General features: G+C 65.0%; 13 protein-coding genes. 8 read left to right on the plus strand and 5 right to left on the minus strand.

The features are described from left to right. Positions 1–340: TetR/AcrR family transcriptional regulator (locus tag ABWO90_RS24645; RefSeq protein WP_353193840.1), on the minus strand; the 340-nt coding region annotated here is incomplete at its 3' end. Positions 341–499: 159 nt separating this feature from the next. Here ABWO90_RS24645 and ABWO90_RS24650 point away from each other — a divergent pair. The 3 genes from ABWO90_RS24650 (at position 500) to ABWO90_RS24660 (ending at position 4,148) form a co-directional block, all read left to right on the plus strand. Further along, positions 500–1,339: a metal-dependent hydrolase gene (locus tag ABWO90_RS24650; RefSeq protein WP_353193841.1), complete on the plus strand. Its 840-nt coding sequence runs from the start codon at positions 500–502 to the stop codon at positions 1,337–1,339. A 384-nt stretch (positions 1,340–1,723) separates the two neighbouring features. Continuing rightward, positions 1,724–2,764: a porin gene (locus tag ABWO90_RS24655; protein WP_353193842.1), complete on the plus strand. Its 1,041-nt coding sequence runs from the start codon at positions 1,724–1,726 to the stop codon at positions 2,762–2,764. A gap of 91 nt (positions 2,765–2,855) precedes the next feature. Then, on the plus strand, positions 2,856–4,148 hold the full coding sequence (locus tag ABWO90_RS24660; protein WP_353193843.1) for an NCS2 family permease: 1,293 nt from the start codon (positions 2,856–2,858) through the stop codon (positions 4,146–4,148). A gap of 108 nt (positions 4,149–4,256) precedes the next feature. On the opposite strand, the gene ABWO90_RS24665 is transcribed toward ABWO90_RS24660, so the two are convergent. Further along, positions 4,257–4,982 carry a GNAT family N-acetyltransferase gene (locus ABWO90_RS24665; protein ID WP_353193844.1) on the minus strand — a complete coding sequence of 242 codons (726 nt, stop codon included), beginning with the start codon at positions 4,980–4,982 and terminating at the stop codon, positions 4,257–4,259. A 107-nt stretch (positions 4,983–5,089) separates the two neighbouring features. On the opposite strand from ABWO90_RS24665, the gene pdxR reads away from it, so the two are divergent. Further along, positions 5,090–6,643, plus strand: coding sequence for a MocR-like pyridoxine biosynthesis transcription factor PdxR (gene pdxR, locus ABWO90_RS24670; RefSeq protein WP_353193845.1), 1,554 nt, complete (start codon positions 5,090–5,092; stop codon positions 6,641–6,643). A gap of 40 nt (positions 6,644–6,683) precedes the next feature. Here the strand turns inward: pdxR and ABWO90_RS24675 are convergent, their stop codons facing one another. Together ABWO90_RS24675 and ABWO90_RS24680 are read right to left on the minus strand one after the other, a co-directional pair. Beyond that, complete coding sequence (locus tag ABWO90_RS24675) at positions 6,684–7,931, minus strand: MFS transporter (protein ID WP_353193846.1); 1,248 nt, start codon at positions 7,929–7,931, stop codon at positions 6,684–6,686. A gap of 262 nt (positions 7,932–8,193) precedes the next feature. Then, the gene (locus ABWO90_RS24680; RefSeq protein ID WP_353193847.1) at positions 8,194–13,236 is read right to left on the minus strand and encodes an NAD-glutamate dehydrogenase; all 5,043 of its coding nucleotides are present in this window, start codon (positions 13,234–13,236) and stop codon (positions 8,194–8,196) included. 240 nt (positions 13,237–13,476) lie between these two features. On the opposite strand from ABWO90_RS24680, the gene dbpA reads away from it, so the two are divergent. Together dbpA and ABWO90_RS24690 are read left to right on the plus strand one after the other, a co-directional pair. Further along, on the plus strand, positions 13,477–14,889 hold the full coding sequence (dbpA, locus tag ABWO90_RS24685; RefSeq protein ID WP_353193848.1) for an ATP-dependent RNA helicase DbpA: 1,413 nt from the start codon (positions 13,477–13,479) through the stop codon (positions 14,887–14,889). 121 nt (positions 14,890–15,010) lie between these two features. Beyond that, entirely contained in the window at positions 15,011–15,613 is a 603-nt protein-coding gene (locus ABWO90_RS24690; RefSeq protein WP_353193849.1) for a hypothetical protein, read from the plus strand. A 25-nt stretch (positions 15,614–15,638) separates the two neighbouring features. Here the strand turns inward: ABWO90_RS24690 and ABWO90_RS24695 are convergent, their stop codons facing one another. Beyond that, the gene (locus ABWO90_RS24695) at positions 15,639–16,598 is read right to left on the minus strand and encodes a LysR family transcriptional regulator (protein ID WP_353193850.1); all 960 of its coding nucleotides are present in this window, start codon (positions 16,596–16,598) and stop codon (positions 15,639–15,641) included. Between the two features lie 222 nt (positions 16,599–16,820). Between ABWO90_RS24695 and ABWO90_RS24700 the strand changes: the two genes are divergently transcribed. Then, positions 16,821–18,077 carry a D-amino acid dehydrogenase gene (locus tag ABWO90_RS24700; protein WP_353193851.1) on the plus strand — a complete coding sequence of 419 codons (1,257 nt, stop codon included), beginning with the start codon at positions 16,821–16,823 and terminating at the stop codon, positions 18,075–18,077. 199 nt (positions 18,078–18,276) lie between these two features. Continuing rightward, positions 18,277–19,179: a transporter substrate-binding domain-containing protein gene (locus ABWO90_RS24705; protein WP_353193852.1), complete on the plus strand. Its 903-nt coding sequence runs from the start codon at positions 18,277–18,279 to the stop codon at positions 19,177–19,179. The last annotated feature ends 132 nt before the right edge of the window (positions 19,180–19,311 follow it).

The raw sequence follows: 19,311 nt of genomic DNA on the forward strand, positions 1-19,311 counted from the left end.
CGCGCAGCCGTTCGCGGATCACACGCTCCGGATCGTCGCCCCGCTCTGCTGCGCGGGCAATGCGCTCGTTGAGCTCGTCCATGACCCGGCGCCGTTCGCGCGCAATCATCGCGAGCAGAATCGCCTCCTTGGTCGGGAAATACTGGTAGAGCGTGCCGATGGAGAAGCCGGCCTTCCGGGCGATGCGATTCGTGGTGAGGGCGGCTTCACCTTCTTCGTCGAGAACCTGAGCCGTGGCCTCGAAAATGGTCTCGACGGTGTGTTGCGCGCGGGCCTGCATCGGCCGCTTTCGCATGGCGGACGGGGCATTCGAGGCAGCGGGCGACTTGGGTGTGGACATGACGAAAACCTGAGCGGGAAGCGAGTTGCGGCGAGGCGCCTGAAAAATGAATAATGCTCACATTCTCGATGAAATTCAAGAGACGTCGACATCGGCGTCACATTCAAGTGCGCCGGCAGCGCGGCAGATCCGTCGACCCTGCCAGGGAGGCAAACGACCATGAGCAACGATATTTCGGCCCTGACCGTGCGCAAGCTGACGGTCGATCTGGCCAGCGGTTTCGACCGGCATTGGCACAGCGGGGACGCCTACCGCACGATGTACTACAACGCGTTGTCGATGAGTTTTCCCGTAGGAGAGCAATCGTTCATCGACTCCGTGCGTGACACGATGGACCGCCTGCCCGAGGATGCGCGCTACGACAAATTGCGGGCGGACATCGCGCAGTTCATCGGACAGGAAGCGACGCACCGCCACCTTCACGGCCAATACAACGCGCAGTTGGCGAAGCAAGGATTGGTCAATCATTGGGAAAACTGGGCGACCGCGCGCATTCAGTGGGCGCACCGCCGGAAGTTGTCGCCGATGTACATGTTGGCCGTGACCGCTGCGTATGAGCACTGCACGGCAGTGTTCGGCGACGGCGCACTTCGTTATGACCGCTGGCTGGCGAAGGCCGAACCCAAAATGCGGTTGATGTGGCGTTGGCATGCGGCCGAGGAAACCGAGCACAAAGCCGTTGCGTTCGATCTCTATCGCGCACTCGGTGGCAGCGAACGCCAACGCGTGCTGACGTATGTCTACGTGCTGTTCATGTTCGCGCTCGAGAGCCACGCGCAAACGATCAACAATCTGTGGCACGACGGCACGCTCTTCAAGCCCAGCACGTGGTGGGGCTTCACCACCATGTTCTTCGGGCGCGACGGCGTTGTCTGGCGCAGCACCGGACCGATGCTGAAGTACCTCTTGCCGTCGTTCCATCCGAATCGTCACGGCGACCCGAAACTCGCCGAAACCTGGCTCGAAGCCCACAACGCCAGCTGGCGGGCGATTCGCTGAGCCCCCATCGAAACCCTTCGGTTTCCCCTGCTATTGCCTCTTTTCACGCGCCTGCGGTCTGCCGCCGGACCGATCTCCGTTCGCCCGACGCCTGTCATGGAGCGAGTCAAACGGCGACCGGCCCGGTGACGGGCCGCGTCGTCATGCAAGAGGCAAATCGCCGGTGTAAACCCGAAAAGTATGCCAACAGCAACGAAATACCGACTATCAACGCGACGTGATATGTCATCCGAGGCGTCTTGATAATAATGATCACGCCTCAACGCAGCACCGATACCCGCGCGAAGCGAAGTCAGTGTGTCAATGACTCAGGCGGCCCCTTGCTCTTCGGTGAAAAAGAAGTCCAGAGGCACGCATAAATTAAAACGAGACGGAGACACATTCATGAGCAAGGCAGCAGGTTGGCTGCGGGGCGCGCTCGCCCTCGCGGTTTGCGGTGCAGCGGGCGCAGCCCATGCGCAATCGAACGTATCGCTGTACGGCCAGGTCGATGCCTGGGTCGGGGCAGCCAAGGCCCCCGGGGGGGATCGTGCGTGGACACAAGGTGGTGGTGGCATGTCCACGTCGTACTGGGGCATCAAGGGCTCGGAAGATCTCGGCGACGGTCTGAAGGCGATCTTCACGCTGGAAGACTTCTTCCTGCCACAGAACGGTAACTACGGCCGCTTCACCGGCGACAGCTTCTTCTCGCGCAACGCCTACGTCGGCCTCCAGTCGAACACGCTCGGCACGATCACGATGGGGCGTCTCACCACGTCCTACTTCGTCTCGACGATTCTCTTCAACCCGTTCGTCGACTCCTATACGTTCAGCCCGATGGTCTATCACACGTTCCTCGGCCTTGGCGGTCAGGGCATCGTGGGCGACTCGGGCTGGAACAACGGCGTGATGTACGCCACGCCCGACTACAAGGGGCTGGGCGCGAGCTTCACGTACGCGTTCGGCAACAAGGCCGGCGAGGCCGGGCAGAACAAGTGGAGCGCCGCCGCCATGTACTTCCATGGCCCGCTCGCCGCCACCCTCGCCTACCAGCAGGTGAAGTTCGATTCGGTACCCAACGACATGGCGGGCATCACGGGCTTTCGCAATCAGCAGGCCCTGCAGGCCGGCCTGACGTATGACTTCCAGGTCGTCAAGTTCTTCGGCCAGTACCAGTACATCAAGAACACGATCACGGGCGGCGATCTCACGTCCAACGGCGGTCAGCTCGGCTTTACGGTGCCGCTGGGCGGCGGCAAGGTGATGGCGTCGTATGCCTATACGAAGAATTCCGGCGCCAACACCAATAGCCGCAATACGTGGGCGCTCGGCTACGACTACAACCTCTCCAAGCGCACGGACGTGTACGCTGCCTACCTGAACGACAAGCTCTCGGGGCTCGATGCCGGGAATACTTTCGGGGTGGGCATGCGCATGAAGTTCTGACAAACTCGTTTGCATGCGGGCGAGCGCAGTACAATGCGCCCGCCCCCGCTGCACACGGACAACGGCATAACAAAGTCACAAGGAGAGCACGTTGCTGACCAAATTCTTCAAACTCGAGGAGCATGGCTCCAATGTACGCACGGAAATCGTGGCGGGTCTCACGACCTTCCTCACGATGTCGTACATCATCTTCGTCAACCCCAACATCCTTGGCACGACCGGCATGGACAAGAGCGCCGTGTTCGTGGCGACTTGCCTCGCGGCAGCGATCGGCTCGGTCATCATGGGGTTCGTGGCCAATTATCCGATCGGCATGGCGCCGGGCATGGGGCTCAATGCCTTCTTCGCCTTCACGGTTGTGGGCGCGATGGGCTACACCTGGCAACAGGCCCTCGGGGCCGTGTTCATTTCCGGGTGTCTGTTCATCATCCTGACGGTCACCGGCGTGCGTTCATGGCTCATTGCCGGGGTACCCAAATCGCTACGATGTGCAATCGCCGCCGGTATCGGGCTGTTCCTCGCCATCATCGCGCTCGGTAACGCAGGCGTTGTGGTCGCCAACCCGGCCACGAAGATCGGCCTGGGCGACCTGCACTCGCCGCAAGCCCTGCTGGCGATCTTCGGCTTCTTCCTGATTGCCGTGCTCGACGCCCTGCGCGTGCGCGGTGCCATCCTGATCGGCATTCTGGTGGTGACGGTCCTGTCGATGGTCCTCGGCCTGAACCAGTTCCAGGGCGTGTTCGCCATGCCGCCGAGCCTTGCGCCGACGTTCCTCCAACTGGATATTCCGGGTGCCCTGCACGCCGGTTTCGTCCACGTGATCCTGGCGTTCGTGCTCGTGGAAGTGTTCGACGCGACCGGCACGCTGATGGGTGTGGCCAAGCGCGCCGGCCTGCTCGAAGGGACCCACTACAAGGGCCTCGGCCGTGCGCTGTTCGCCGACTCGATCGCCATTTTCATCGGCTCCCTGCTCGGCACCAGCAGCACGACGGCTTACGTGGAGAGCGCCTCGGGCGTGCAGGCAGGCGGCCGCACGGGTCTCACCGCACTCACCATCGCCGTGCTGTTCATCCTCGCGCTGTTCATCGCACCGCTGGCCGGTTCCGTGCCGGCGTATGCTGCGGCACCGGCCCTGCTGTACGTTGCCGGCCTGATGCTGCGCGAACTGCTCGACGTGGAATGGGACGACGTCACGGAAGCCACCCCGGCCGCCCTGACCGCCCTGGCCATGCCGTTCACGTACTCGATCGCCACCGGTCTGGCCTTCGGCTTCATCTCGTATGCCGTGCTCAAGCTCTTCACCGGCCGCGCGAAGGAAGTCCACCCGGCCGCCTGGGTCATCGCCGTGCTGTTCGTGCTGAAGTACATCTTCTTCCCCGGCTGATCGCTGCGATTTCTCCGAAATTCACGAGCATCACCATGCAAAACGGCCCGCCGGAGCCATCTCCGGCGGGCCGTTTTGTTTCTGCGATGCGCTCGACGGGGCTCGCGATCAGGCTTTCGCCGCCGAGATCAACGCGGCCAGCCCTGCACGGTGCTTGCCCTCGGCGTCGAAGTTCTCGGGCGACAGCCATTGTTCGAAGCCACGACTGATGGCAGGCCATTCACCGTCGATGATCGAGAACCACGCGGTGTCGCGATTGCGGCCCTTGTAGACGATGGCCTGACGGAAGATGCCCTCGAACGCAAAGCCATAGCGCGCCGCAGCCCGGCGCGATGGCGCATTCAGCGCATCGCACTTCCACTCGTAGCGGCGATATCCCATCTCGTCGAACGCCCGGCGCATCAACAGATACTGCGCCTCGGTGCCTGCGCGCGTGCGCTTGAGCAACGGCGAATACGCCACGTGCCCCACTTCGACCACGCCATTGACCGGGTCGATGCGCATGAGCGACAACGTTCCCACCGCCTTACCTGTCTCGAGGTCGACCACCGCGAAGTGCAACGGATCGGTCGACGCCGCCTGCCTGGTCACGTACGCGTAGTACGTGTCGAAGTCGGCGAACGGGCCGCCACTCATATAAGTCCAGTCGCGCCCGTCCGGAGCGCTGGCGTATGCCTCGTACAAATCCTTGGCGTGACGCTCGACGTCGACCGGTTCGAGCCGGCAATAACGCCCGGCGATCGGCGTGCGCGGCGGCTGCGCTCGCGGCGTCCAGTCGGGCATCGGCGAGCCGATCGGTTGGTCGAATTCGTTGAAGTTCGGGACCTCGGTCATCACTTTCCTCTCTCGATTTTTTCGGACAATCACTTCGCTGACGTTAAAAGTATCGCTTCAGTGGTACGATGAAAAGCACCACCCAAAGACAATCTCTTGGTGCCACAATGAGCCAAAAAGCCACTGCCGTCTCCCACGATCCCGTGCCGGAAAACGTCGCCGCGCTGTTCGACAGCCCACTGTCCACTGGCGCCGGGCGTGGCACCTCGTTGCAAAAGCAGCTGCTCTCACGGCTCAAGCACGCCATTCTCGAAGGACGCCTGCCTGCCGGCGCCCGGCTGCCCGCGTCGCGCACACTCGCCGAAGACCTCTCGGTGTCGCGCAATACCGTCTCCATCGTCTACGACCAGCTCGCGGCGGAAGGCTTCATCGTGCCGCACCGTCTGGGCACTCGCGTGGCGCATCTTTCCATCGACCCGCAAATCGCCGCGGAAGCCGCCGAAGCGGCCCGACAGAAGGCCAGCGCCCAATTGCCCACGCCCGAGGCCGAGGTGGCACCGGTCGCCTCGCGCCGCATCCAGCGCCTGCCGTCGACGCGTCATGCCGCCCGTGCCGACGAGTCGCCCCTGCCCTTCACGCCCGGCGTTCCCGCGCTCACGCGCTTCCCCGCCAGCACTTGGCGGCGCACGCTCGAACGTGTCATGCGCGAGGCCCAGCCGCGTCACTATCACTACGGCGACCCGCTGGGCGAGCCCGCGCTGCGCGAAGCCATCGCCGGGCACCTGCGCATCTCGCGGGGCGTGCGCTGCGACGCTTCGCAGGTCGTCATCACGGAAGGCGCCCACGAGGCGCTGATTCTCTGCGTTCGGCTGCTCACCGATCCGGGCGATACGGTGTGGATGGAAGACCCCGGCTATCGCGGCGCCAAGGCGGCGTTCCATTCGAGCGACGTGCGCCTGCACGCCCTGCGCGTGGACGACGAAGGCATCGTGATTCCGGAGGGTTTATGGGAACGCTCGCCGCCGAAGCTGGTGTACGTCACGCCGTCGCATCAATATCCGCTCGGCAGCGTGCTCTCGGCATCGCGACGGCTGGACCTGATCGCGCAGGCACGACGTCACGGCGCGTGGATTCTGGAAGACGATTACGACAGCGAGTTCCGCCATCAGGGCGAACCCATCGCGGCCATGCAGGGGATGGTGCCGGACGCGCCGGTGGTCTACGTGGGGACGTTCAGCAAGACAATGTTTCCGGCGCTGCGTCTGGGCTTTCTGATCCTGCCGACAGCGCTCGCCACGCAGGCGCGCGACGCCCTCGACGAACTCCTGCGCGGCGGTCACCGCTTCGAGCAACTCGCGCTCGCGGATTTCATCCGCAGCGGCCAGTTCGCGCGCCATCTCGGACGCATGCGACGACTGTACCGGGAGCGTCAGACCGCACTGCGCGATGCGCTGGCGGCGCACTTCGGCCCAACGTACGCGGTGATCGGTGAGCGCTGCGGCCTGCACCTGACGGTGCGACTCGATCCGGCGTTTCCGGACAAGGCCATCGTGGCAGCGGCGCAGCGCGAAGGCATTGGCCCTCGCGCGCTGTCGAGCTTTGCACTCGACCCGCAACCGGCAGACAACGGGCTGGTGATCGGCTACGGCGATACGGATGCTTCCCGCATCCCCGGCCTGATCAAGCGACTGGCGGCGATTGTGGCGTCGCAGGCGGCTTAGGTGCGCTTGGGTCCGCTTAGGTTCGCTTACCCTGGGCCGCTCAGGAAGATGCAGCGGTCTGTGCCCGTGCCTTTGCAGCCGCCTCAGTCTCGTGCGTTTCGGTCGGGTGCACGTTGCGCGACATCCACAGCGTGAGCAGCACGGCGGCGACGGCCGCCACGGCAGCACACAGATAGACTTCGGCGTAGCCATAGGCACCGACGATCAGGCCCGCGACCGGGCCGGTCACGCCGAGCGCCACATCGAGGAAGACGGAATACGCACCCAGCGCCGCCCCACGATTCTGCGCAGGCACGCGGTTGACCGCTGCCACACCCAACGACGGGAAAACCAGCGAGAAACCGGCGCCCGAGAGTGCCGCGCCCAACAGTGCCGTGAAGCCCGTCGGCGCAATGCCGAGCACGATCAGGCCGAACGCTTCGAGCGCGAACGACGTCATGGCCACACGGTATCCGCCGAAGCGGCTGATGCTGTTACCGAAGAGCAGACGCACGCCCATGAAGCACAGACCGAAGGCGGTCAGCGCCAGCGCGGCGTGATCCCAGTGATGGCTTGCGTAGTACAGCGTAATGAACGTAGAGATGGCACCGAAGCCAATGGAACCCAGCGCGAGGCCCATGCCGAACGGCATCACGCGGCCGAGCACGGCGCGGAAGGCGAGACGTTCGCCGTGAATCACCGGCGTCGCGCGCTTCATGCGCGCCAGCACCAGACCGACCACCCCGGCCAGCGCGATCGCACCGCCCAGCGCTTCGATACCGAAGGCGTTGTCGAGTGCCACACCGAGCGGCGCGCCAAGTGCCAGCGCCCCATACGTCGCCACACCGTTCCAGGAAATCACGCGCGCCGTATGCGACGGCCCGACTTGTCCGATGCCCCACATGATCGCGCCCGTCGACACCCAGCTCTCGCCGAAGCCCAGCACAAGGCGACCAAGAATCAGCGCGAGCAGCGACAACCACGGCACGCCCGAGAACACACCGCCCAGCGCCACCAGCAAGCCGGATGCCCCACACGCGACGAGCCCGCACAGCACCGTGCGCTTCGGGCCCCACGCGTCGGCGGTACGTCCCGCGTACGGGCGCGAGAGCAGTGTCGCCAGATACTGGACGCTGATGGCCAGCCCGGCAATCACGGAACTGTAGGCCAGATCGACGTGCACGAACGACGGCAGCACGGCCAGCGGCAAGCCGATCGTCAGATAGCAGAGAAACGTGAAAAACACGGTGGAGACGATCTGCAACGTCGTGGCGAACGTTCCGTTCGCGGGGCGGGTATCGTTGGGCATGTCGCGGGGGATCAGGAATCGACGAAACCCCAGGACGCGCCAATCCGCGCGACGGGCAAGCATTCGCGCAGGTCAACTCAATCCTAGGGTTTTCCCGAATGATACGCCGTTTTGCGTCTTTTGTGTAAACGCTTAAAAAGTGACGCCGGGAGGGTGTTGCGCGGCTTCGACAAGGCGCGTCAGTGTGGCTGCGCGCCCCGCCGAATGCCGCTTCGTCCTCCCCGGTGAGCGCGCGCCGCCGGTCGCAGTCTGAGCGACACCGTCAACGCCCGACTTCCGCCAATGCCTTCAGACTCACCGACAGCATGGCAAGGTCGGCGTTGCCCGCCGCCACCTGGTCGGCCAGCACGCGGTGATAGCGTGCCAGCGCATCGGCATGCGCCGCCTGCCAACTCGCGACGAGACGATCCGCCGGCGACTGATCGCCACCACCACCCTCACCGCCCTCTGCCTCAGCGCTGCCTGTCAGCACACTTGCCGTCAGACGCCGCCGAAGCACCGACAACTCTTCGAGCAAGGTCGCACGCGCGAGCCGTTGCCAATGCGTTTGCACCGGCAGGCCGAGCACGCCCGACTGGAGCCATCCGTAGCCCAGCGGCGCGTCGAGAGCGAAGTAGACCTGCGCGGCCAGCGCCGGCTGGCATCCGCTCGTGCTCGCCACTTCTGCGATGTCGAGCAACGCCACCCGGGCATCGATACCCGCCGCCGTCTGCGCAAGCAACAGCGGCACGCCTGCGTCGATCATGGTCTGGCAGCGCGTGCGCGCGGCGTCGGCCGCCTCGCCGCTCACCAGCGTATCGAGCGTCGGGAGCATGGGATCGAGCACACCACGCAAGCGCTCGACGGTATGCGGCACATCGGTCAGACGTCGCCGCAGGAACCAGAGCGTGGCCTGCTCGTGCCATTGCGACAGCGCCGTGAAGAGCGACGCCTGCGTCTCGTGCGAAACCTTGGCATCGAGCGCATCGACCTCGCCCCAGAGGCCGTCGAGGCCATAAGCGCCACGGGCAGCGAGACTGGCTCGCACGACGTCGGCCGCTTCGGCCCCCGTCTCTTCGCTGAGCCGGTGCACGAACGTCACGCCGGCTCGGTTGACGAGTGCATTGGCGTGCATCGTGGCGAGAATTTCGCGCTTGAGCGGATGCCGCAGCATCGCCGCACCGCAACGGCTCGCCAGCGGTGTGGGGAAGTACGTCGGCAACCCGTCGGCCACGAATTCGGCATCGGGAAGATCGCTCGCGAGCAGGACGTCGTAGAGCCACATCTTGCTGTACGCCATGAGCACCGCGCGCTCGGGCGACGTGAGTCCCGTGCCTGCCGCGCGACGCGCATCGAGCGCTTCGTCGTCGGGCAGGAACTCGATGGCGCGCGCGAGCCGCTGCGCGCGCTCCAGATAGCGCATGAAACGCGCGTCGCCGTCGAGCGACTGGGCCGCACGCAAGCGCCCGAGCGACAACGCCTGCGTTTGCAGGTAGTTGTCGCGCAGCACCAGCATGCCGACTTCCTCGGTCATCTCGGCAAGCAATGTGTTGCGCTGCTTGAGCGTCATTTCACCGTCGGTCACGACCAGGCCCAACAGAATCTTGATGTTGACCTCGTGATCGGAACAGTCGACGCCGGCCGAGTTGTCGATGGCGTCGGTATTGATCCGCCCGCCATGCTGCGCGTACTCGATGCGCCCCAGTTGCGTCAGCCCCAGGTTGCCGCCCTCCGCGACGACCTTGCAGCGAAGGTCGGCGCCATTGACCCGCAAGCCGTCGTTGGCGCGGTCGCCGACTTGCGCGTGCGTCTCGGTACTCGCCTTCACGTAGGTGCCGATACCGCCGTTGTACAGCAGATCGACGGGCGCCTTGAGCAACGCGCGCAGCAAGTCGTTCGGGGCCAACTCGGTGGCGTCGACACCGATGAGTTCGCGCACCTGCGGCGAGAGCGAAATGACCTTGGCCGTGCGCGGGAACACCCCGCCGCCCGCCGAGATCAGCTTCGTGTCGTAGTCGGCCCAACTGGAGCGCGGCAGTTGGAACATGCGCTCGCGCTCGGCGAACGACGTGGCCGCATCCGGCGACGGATCGAGGAAGATGTGCCGGTGATCGAACGCCGCCACCAGCCGGATGTGCTTCGAGAGCAGCATGCCGTTGCCGAAGACGTCGCCCGACATGTCGCCGATACCCACGACCGTGAAGTCCTGCGCTTGCGTGTCGACGCCCATCTCGCTGAAATGGCGCTTGACCGACTCCCACGCCCCGCGCGCCGTGATGGCCATCTTCTTGTGGTCGTAACCGACCGAGCCACCCGAGGCGAAGGCGTCGCCGAGCCAGAACCCGTACTCGGCGGAAATGGCGTTGGCGTAGTCCGAGAAGCTGGCCGTGCCCTTGTCTGCGGCGACCACCAGATAGGGATCGTCGCCGTCGATGCGCACGGTCTGCTTCGGCGGCACGAGTGCGCCGTCGACGTAGTTGTCGGTGAGGTCCAGCAAACCGCGCAGGAAGGTTTGATAGCACGCGACGCCTTCCGCGAGGTACGCATCGCGATCACCCGGCGACGGCGGCTGCTTCACCACGAAACCGCCCTTCGAACCGACCGGCACGATGACGGTGTTCTTCACCATCTGCGCCTTGACGAGACCCAGCACCTCGGTGCGGAAGTCTTCGCGGCGATCCGACCAGCGCAGCCCGCCACGCGCGACGCGTCCGCCGCGCAAATGCACCCCTTCCACCCGTGGCGAGTACACCCAGATCTCGAACATCGGCTTCGGCTCGGGCAGACCCGGCACCTTCGACGGGTCGAATTTGAACGACAGATACGTTTTCTGTGTCACGCCGTCGTCGGCCGTCTGAAAGTAGTTGGTGCGCAGCGTCGCTTCCAGCACGCCAAGGAATTGACGCAGGATACGGTCCTCGTCGAGATTGGGGACATCCTCGAGTGCAGCGTGAATCTGCGACCGGAGTCGCTCGGCCTGAGACCCGCGCGCCTCCTCTCCGAGTGTCGGATTGAACCGTGCAAGGAACAGCCGCACCAGCATGCCGGCAATCGACGGATTGCCCGTCAGCGCGTTCTCGATATACGCATTGCTGAAGGTCGAGCCGACCTGCCGGATGTACTTCGCATACGCACGCAGGATGCGCACCTCGCGCCACGTCAGCCCGGCCTGCAGGACAAGCCGGTTGAGATCGTCGTTCTCGACGTCGCCCGCCCAGATACGGGCGAAGGCCTCTTCGAATCGAGTGCGGGCGTGCTCCAGATCGACGTCGGCGCCATCGAGGCTCGTCATGCCGAAGTCATGCATCCACACCGCGCCGGTGTCGGCCGGTTCGATGCGATACGGTCGCTCGTCGTTCACCCGCACGCCAAGGTGTTCGAGCATCGGCAGGCTACGCGAGAGTGCGATGGGCTCGCCGGCCTGATAAATCTTGAAGCGCAGCGTGCCTGAGGCGGCCTCCAGCGGCCGGTAAAGCTGCATGGCAAGCGGCGTGGCGCCGGATGCCCCCGTCGCCGGGGCACTGGGCGCCGCATCGAGCAACGGTTCGATGAGCTCGACGTCGCGAACGGCCACGCGCGCCGCGTAATCCTCGCGGTACCCGGCGGGAAACGCCTGCGCATATCGCCGCAGTGCCCGGGTGCCGCGCTCCTCGCCCAGTTGTTCGCGCAGCGCGTCGGACAGATCGTCCTGCCAGCGGCGCGTTGTCTCGACGATTCGCGCTTCGAGGTCGTTCACGTCGACATCGGGCACGTGTCCGGGCTCGGTCCGCACGGTGATGTGAATACGCGCGAGCATCGACTCGGAGAGTTGCGGCGTGAATTCCACGCTGGTGCCGTGATAGGCCGCGAGCAGCAGGTTCTGCACCCGTACCCGCAGGTCGGTGTTGAACTTCTCGCGCGGCACGAAGACGAGGCACGACACGTAACGGTCGAACCGGTCGCGACGCACGAAAAGCCGCGTGCGCTGGCGCTCCTGCAAACGCAGGATGCCTAGCGCGATGTCGGCGAGTTGATCGACGTCGATCTGGAACAGTTCGTCGCGCGGATATTGCTCGAGAATCGTGACGAGTGTCTTGGCCAGATGCCCGTTCGGCAGAAAGCCCGTGCGGGCGATCACTTCGGCGACCTTGCGGCGCACGAGCGGAATGTCGTCGACCGGCACCATGTAGACGGTCGACGTGTAAAGGCCGAGGAAACGCCGTTCGCCACAGACACGCCCTTGCGCGTCGAAACGCTTGACGCCCACGTAGTCGAGGTAGCCGGGACGATGCACGCTCGCACGCGAATTCGCTTTCGTCAGAAAGATCGGCGTACTCGCCTGCACGATGCCGATGGCGCCCGGCGACAGACGCGTCACGTCGGGTGTGCTCGCGTCGCGTCGTGCCTCGCGCAGCACGCCCAGGCCCGTGCCCGTCACGCCTTGCAGATAGTGTTCGCCATCGCGCTCGACCAGTTCGTAGTCGCGATAGCCGAGGAAGGTGAAGTGCCGTGCGAGCATCCAGTCGAGAAACGCCTGCGCTTCGTCGATCTCCGCGAGCTCCTGTGCGCCAACCCCCTTGTGTTCGGCGCGCTGTGTCAGCGATTCAATGGCGGCGTGTGCGGCGGCCTGCATGGCCCGCCAGTCCTCGACGGCGGCCCGCACGTCGCCGAGCGCACGCTGCAAACCGTCGACCAGCGCCTGAATGCGCTCCGGCTCGGAGAATCGATCCACCTCGATGTGGATATACGATTCGAAATGACTGCCGTCAGCGCCCGAGCCGTTCCCCTCTGGAGTGCCGGCTTCCGGCGCTGCGCCGGAAGCCAGGAGCGCACCAACGCCCGCACCGACGCCGCTACCGGGGCCACTGGCCGAGCCGGGCGTACCTTCTGCCGAGGCCGCGCGCCCAGGACCACTGCCGGGGGCCACAGCGACACGCTTGCCGGCGGCGTCGCGCTTGATGCGATAAACCGGGTGAAACGCCGAATGCAGCGCCAGCCCCTGCCGGTTGATCTCCATGGTCACGGAGTCGACCAGGAACGGCATGTCGTCGTTGACGATCTCGACCACCGTATGATTGCAGTGCCAGCCGTGCTGATCGAGCGTTGGGTTGTAGATGCGGATGCGCGGCTCGCCGGAGACGAACTTCTGGCCGAGTTGCCAGTGCGCCATCGCTGCGCCATAAAGATCGGCGACACTGCGCGAGACAACGTCGTCGGCGTCGGCCAGACCGTAGTAATGCCGCACGAAGGGCTCAAACAGCGCGGCCACGTCGGGCGCGCGTTCGCGGGCCATGGCAACGACTTCCGCCATGTGCTGACGGACTTTCTCTTCCTGATTCGCGGGCATGAGCCACCTCTGCGCAAAGGGTCGAGACTTCGGAACATTCGGGACAGGCAACACTCGGGTAATGCACGGGCAAGCCGTCGAAGCCATGCTACGCCCGGCGGCCCCGGGCTGGCAACGGCGCAAACCCCGAGCCGGCGTGGTCGGACCGAGGACGCCCGAGCCGGAACAGGACGGGACAGCGCGGGACATCCGGCCTGCGACAACCCGGGTATGGACAGCAACGGACCGTTATAATTGCGCATGAACTCAAAAGCCACCGATTCGCGCACCGACAGCGCCCCCTTCTCGAGCCTGCCGCTCTCGCCTGCCATGCAGGAGAACCTCGCACGGCTCGGTTACGCCTCGATGACGCCCATCCAGCAGGCGTCGCTTCCCGACATGCTCGCCGGTCACGACCTCATCGCGCAGGCCAAGACCGGCAGCGGCAAGACCGCCGCCTTTTCGCTGGGCCTGCTCCAGCGGCTCGACACCCGCGATTTCGCCGTGCAGGCCGCCGTGCTGTGCCCCACCCGCGAACTCGCCGAGCAGGTCGCGCAGGAAGTGCGGCGTATCGCGCGCGCCGAAGACAACATCAAGGTGCTCACGCTCTGCGGTGGCTCCCCGATCCGCCCGCAGGCGGAAAGCCTCGCGCACGGCGCGCACGTCATCGTCGGCACGCCCGGGCGCATCATGGATCACCTCGATCGCGGCACGCTCTCGCTCGCCGGCGTCAAGACGCTTGTGCTCGACGAAGCCGACCGCATGCTCGACATGGGCTTTTTCGACGATATCGCGACGGTCGCACGTCAAACGCCCGCCTCGCGTCAGACGTTGCTGTTCTCGGCCACCTATCCGGAAGGCATCGGCAAGCTCGCGCAACGCCTGCTGCGCACGCCGCGCGAGATTCGTCTCGAAGAAAAGCACGACGCCAGCAAGATCCGCCAGCGCTTCTATGAAGTGCGCGACGAGGAACGCCTGCACGCCGTGGGACAGTTGCTCGACCACTTCCGTCCGGTGAGTACCATTGCGTTCTGCAATACGCGCGCCCAATGCCGCGACCTGACCGACGTGCTGCTCGCGGAGGGCTTCCAGGCGCTCATGCTGCACGGCGAACTGGAGCAACGCGAACGCGATCAGGTGCTGATCCAGTTTGCGAACCGTAGCTGCTCCGTGCTGGTCGCGACCGACGTGGCCGCGCGCGGCCTGGACATCGCGCAACTCGAGGCGGTGATCAACGTGGACGTGACGCCCGATCCCGAGGTGTACGTGCACCGTATCGGCCGCACCGGGCGCGCGGATGAAGACGGCTGGGCTTTCAGCCTCGTCACCATGAACGAGATGGGTCGCGTTGGGAACATCGAGGCCGCGCTGGGCCACGAAGTGCCGTGGCACAAGCTCGATGAGCTCACGCCGTCCGGCAGCGGCCATCTGCTGCCGCCGATGGTCACGATTCAGATGCTGGGCGGCAAGAAAGACAAGATCCGTCCGGGCGATGTGCTCGGCGCGCTGACCGGCGAAGCCGGTTTTGCCGCCACGCAGATCGGCAAGATCAACGTGCTGGACAACTTCACGTATATTGCTGTGGAACGCGACATCGCTCCGGTGGCGTTGCGCAAACTGTCCGACGGCCGTGTCAAGGGCCGCAAGGTCAAGGTAAGATTCCTGCAGGATTGAGAATCGCGCACCCGGGTTCGCCCGGGGCCATTCGGGTCCGGCACGTCGGGTCCGGCACTTTTCCGGACCACGCCCTGAGCGCCATGCACCAGGCATGACCTGGCACGGCAAGGAGGCTGCAATGAGGTCGTTTCGTACCCTGTTGTTTTCTCCCGCCGTGCGGCGTGTGGCGCTCGCGCTCCTGGCCACCGGCTGGCTGGCCGCGTGCAGCACCAAGGGCGTACCGCCCAATCCCCAACTCACCGAAGACACCCTCGAAGAGTACGCGCTCGTGATCGTCGGCCTCGACACGCCGCTGCAAAGCACGTGGGGACCGTGGACTTACTCGGACTACTCACAGACGGTGAACGGCATCATCGCCGGGAAAGTCACCCGCACCCTCAACACCAACCCGCCCACGCGCGGCTTCATCGCCATGCGGGTCTCGCCGCTCATGCGTAACGAGCGCTTCGGCCCGCTGGAGTTCGTTCCGGCCGACGGCAGTTATCGTTTTCGTTATTGCAAGGGGCGCAAGGTGCCTACGGTCAGCGTGCGGCGTGGCGACGTGATCTATGCCGGCACGCTCGTGCTCGACAGCCACGACGGCAAGATCTGGCTGCGCACCGAATTCGACATGGCCGGTGCGCGGCGCTTCGTGCAAGCGAATTACCCGTCGCTCGCCGACAAGCTCCAGCCGCAGCCGTTCGCCTACTTCGAAGTGAAAAGCGAGCCGGGTTGCCGTTGATGCGCAAGGCGCCGCCGCGATAACGTCAGCTTTCCTCGACCGCCTCGTTCGGCGCGAGCACGATCTCCCGGCCTTCGCAAAGGGCTTCGGCGCGCTCGCTGAGTTCGCCTGCCACGTCCGCCAGATGGCGGCGCAACGTATCGGCCAGCACGGACTCCGGCTCGTGCGACGGCCGCAGCATCTCCACCGGAAATTCGATGGCCGGCGCCACGCGGTACAGACGTTGCGCCTGCACATGCGCGCTCGCCGCCGTGAACTGATCGAGGAGCGCGTAGCCCAGGCCGTGCTCGACGAGCGCCGCCGCGAGCGAGTAGGTCTGGACCATGACCTCGGCGTCCTGCAGCAGTGCAGTCTGCTCCAGGCGCTCGTTGATCAGGGCGCCGAGCGGCGTGTCGTCATGCAGCTTGATGAGATCGCGTCCGACCAGCGCGTCGGCACTGGCCGGGCCACGGCGAGAGAGCTTCGGCCACGATGCCGGCACCGCCAGCACGATATGTCCCTGCGCGACCGGACGGCTCACGATCCCGGCCGCCATCGGCGGCGCGGACACGATGCCCACGTCGACCGACGACGTGAGGATCGCGGTAATCATCTCGGTGGTGTGGTGCGTGATGAGTTCGAAGACGACATCCGGATGCGCACGCCGCATGCGCTCGATGGCCGCGGGCAGCAGGCTGTGCGCAAGACTCGGCGTGGCCGCGATACGCAAATGCCCCACGCCGTGCTGGCGCAGATTGCGCGACGTCGTCCGAAGTCGCTCCAGATCGCTGAAGATGCGCTCGACATCCGGGTACAGGCGCCGTGCTTCGGCCGTGGGCACGAGGCGGCCCTTGACCCGATCGAACAGCTTGAAGCCGAGCTGCTGCTCGGCGTGCTGCAACACGCGCGAGACGACGGGTTGCGATACGTTAAGCAATTGCGCCGCGCCGCTGGCGGAGCCCGTCAGCACCACTGCGCGAAACGTCTCGATATGCCGCAATTTCATGCCTGACGTCGTCCCCCTGTCCCGAAGCATGGGCCGGCAGCGCCGCCGACCCTATAGCCAAAAGACATATGCTGCCTCAAATCCGCATAGGTTACCGAATTTTCTCGCTCTACACTGCGTAGCAAAGGTTGTGTAGAAAGCGCGCTGCGAGGTCCCCCGTTCCCCGGCCCGACATTTTTTCCGCCTTGCATTCCCTAGTGTTTTTGGTTGTCATTCATCGTCATGCATATTGGAGTCATCGGGGCGGGCATCGTCGGCCTCGCCAGCGCGTATCAACTGCTTCGCGCCGGCCACGAGGTCACGGTCATCGACGCCGGACGCGGTCCGGGTCTCGGCACCAGTTTCGCCAACGGCGGCCAGCTGAGCTACGGCTACGTGTCGCCCCTCGCCGCCCCTGGCGTGCTCTCACAACTGCCCTCGCTGCTGTTTTCGCGCACGGGGCCGTTGCGTATCAAACCCTCGTTCGATCCGGACTTCTGGCGCTGGTCGATCGAGTTCGTCAAACATTGCAATGCGCAGGCGAACGCGAGTTCCACGTTGCGCCTGCTCTCGCTCGGCCTGCACAGCCGCGAGGTGATGCTGGAGTTTCTGGCGCAGGAGTCGGTGTCGTTCGACTACCGCCTGAGCGGCAAGCTCGTGGTGTACCGCGACGCCGCCAAGCTCGCTGCCGCTGAACGCTCGCTCGACATGGCCAACGGCCTGGGCTACTCGCAGCGACGTGTCGATGCCGCCACGTGCGCCACGCTCGAACCGGCGCTCGGGAAGATCGCGGGCGAGCTCGCCGGTGGCATTCATACGCCGGGCGAAGGCACCGGCGACTGTCAGTTGCTGTGCCAGGAACTGGCGCGACTCGTGGGCGAACATCCCCGTGGCCGTGTGTTGTTCGAGCGTGAGGTCACCGGATTCGATGTGCGCGGCAATACCGTACAGGCGATCCGCACGCGCTCGGGCGACGTTGCCATCGATGCGTGCGTTGTGGCCAACGGACTGGCGGCGATGCCGCTGCTGCGCGCCGTCGGCGAATCGATCTCGCTGTATCCGCTCAAGGGCTACAGCCTGACGTATCGCGGTGCGCCGGTCGACGCGCGTCCGCAGGTGTCGGTCACCGATGCCGACAACAAGGTCGTGTACGCCAGCCTCGGCGAACAGCTTCGCGTGGCGGGCATTGCCGACCTGGTGGGTTACGACTATCGCATTGCCGCGCATCGCATCAACGCGCTGCGCGAGCTCTCGACGGGTCTGTTCCCGGCGCTGGGCGGCGCGAGTGCCCCGCTGGAGTGGACCGGCATGCGACCGGCGACCCCGCATGGACGTCCGATCCTCGGACGCGCCGACAAGCTGGGCAATCTGTGGCTGAACGTCGGCCACGGCGGATTGGGTTTCACGTTGTCGATGGGCGCCGCGCGCGTCGTCGCCGACGCGATCGACGGCAAACGTCCCGCGGTCGATCTGGCAGGGTTTGCCCGGCTGGCCGGGTGATTTTTGGTAGACGAAGATAGCAGGCCGCCCGGCCCGGTTGCCATGAAGGAGACGCTGGCGCCACCGGGTGTGACACATCAGGTACTTCTCTCCCACGGGGAACGTTGGGAAGACGTGTCGGGTTGTATCAGTGTTTTTGGCTTTTGACATTCCAACGGCGCGGACCACCGTGCCATTCACTTCCGATAGGACAGAGACCATGAAGAAGCTGTTTGCTCCCCTGCTGCTCGTCAGCGCTGCTGCCGCCCTGTTCGCGCACACCGCGAGCGCACAGGAACTCACGGGGACCCTCAAGAAAATCAAAGACACCGGCGTGATCGCCCTCGGGGTGCGTGAGTCGTCGATTCCGTTCTCGTATTCCGACAACAACGGCAAGACGATCGGTTACTCGCAGGAAATCGCCCTGAAGATCGTCGACGCGGTCAAGAAGGAACTGAACCTGCCGAACCTGAAGATCACGGAAACGCCGATCACGTCGCAGAACCGCATCGCACTGATGCAGAACGGCACGATCGACCTGGAATGCGGCTCGACCACCCACACGTTCGAGCGCGCCAAGCAAGTCGGCTTCTCGCACAACATCTTCCTGTACTCGATCAAGATGATCGCCAAGACGGGTTCGGGCATCACCGACCTGAACAGCCTGAAGGGCAAGACGATCTCGACGACCGCCGGCACGACGGCCGACCGTATTCTGTCGGGCAAGAAGGGTGAGATCGGCTTCAACCTGATCCAGACGAAGGAACACTCGGACGGCTTCCTGACCGTCAAGCAAGGCCGCGCCGTGGCCTTCGTGATGGACGAGCCGCTGCTCTACGGTCAGCGCGCCGCACTGCCGGCAGCCGACGCGAAGAACTATGAAGTCGTGGGTCCGAACCTCCAGTTCGAAAACTACGCCTGCATGCTGCGCAAGGACGACCCGGCCTTCACGAAGGTCGTGGACAAGACCATTGCCGACATGGAGAAGTCGGGCGAAATGACGAAGCTGTACGACAAGTGGTTCACGCAGCCGGTGCCGCCGAAGAACCAGAACATGAACTATCCGATGACGCCGGAAATGCAGGCCATGTTCAAGGATCCGATCACGAAGGCTTACGACTGATCCTGTTAGTCAGTGTGTTGTGCGGGGGCCCCCGGCCCCCCCCCCCCAGCGCCACCCCGTTTTTGCCGTTGCGCGGACACCCCACAGACAGAATAAGCACCCCCCCCGCCGGCACCCGGGGGGCCGGGGCCC

The sequence above is a fragment of the Pandoraea pnomenusa genome (assembly GCF_040391475.1).
Lineage (GTDB): Bacteria > Pseudomonadota > Gammaproteobacteria > Burkholderiales > Burkholderiaceae > Pandoraea > Pandoraea pnomenusa_C.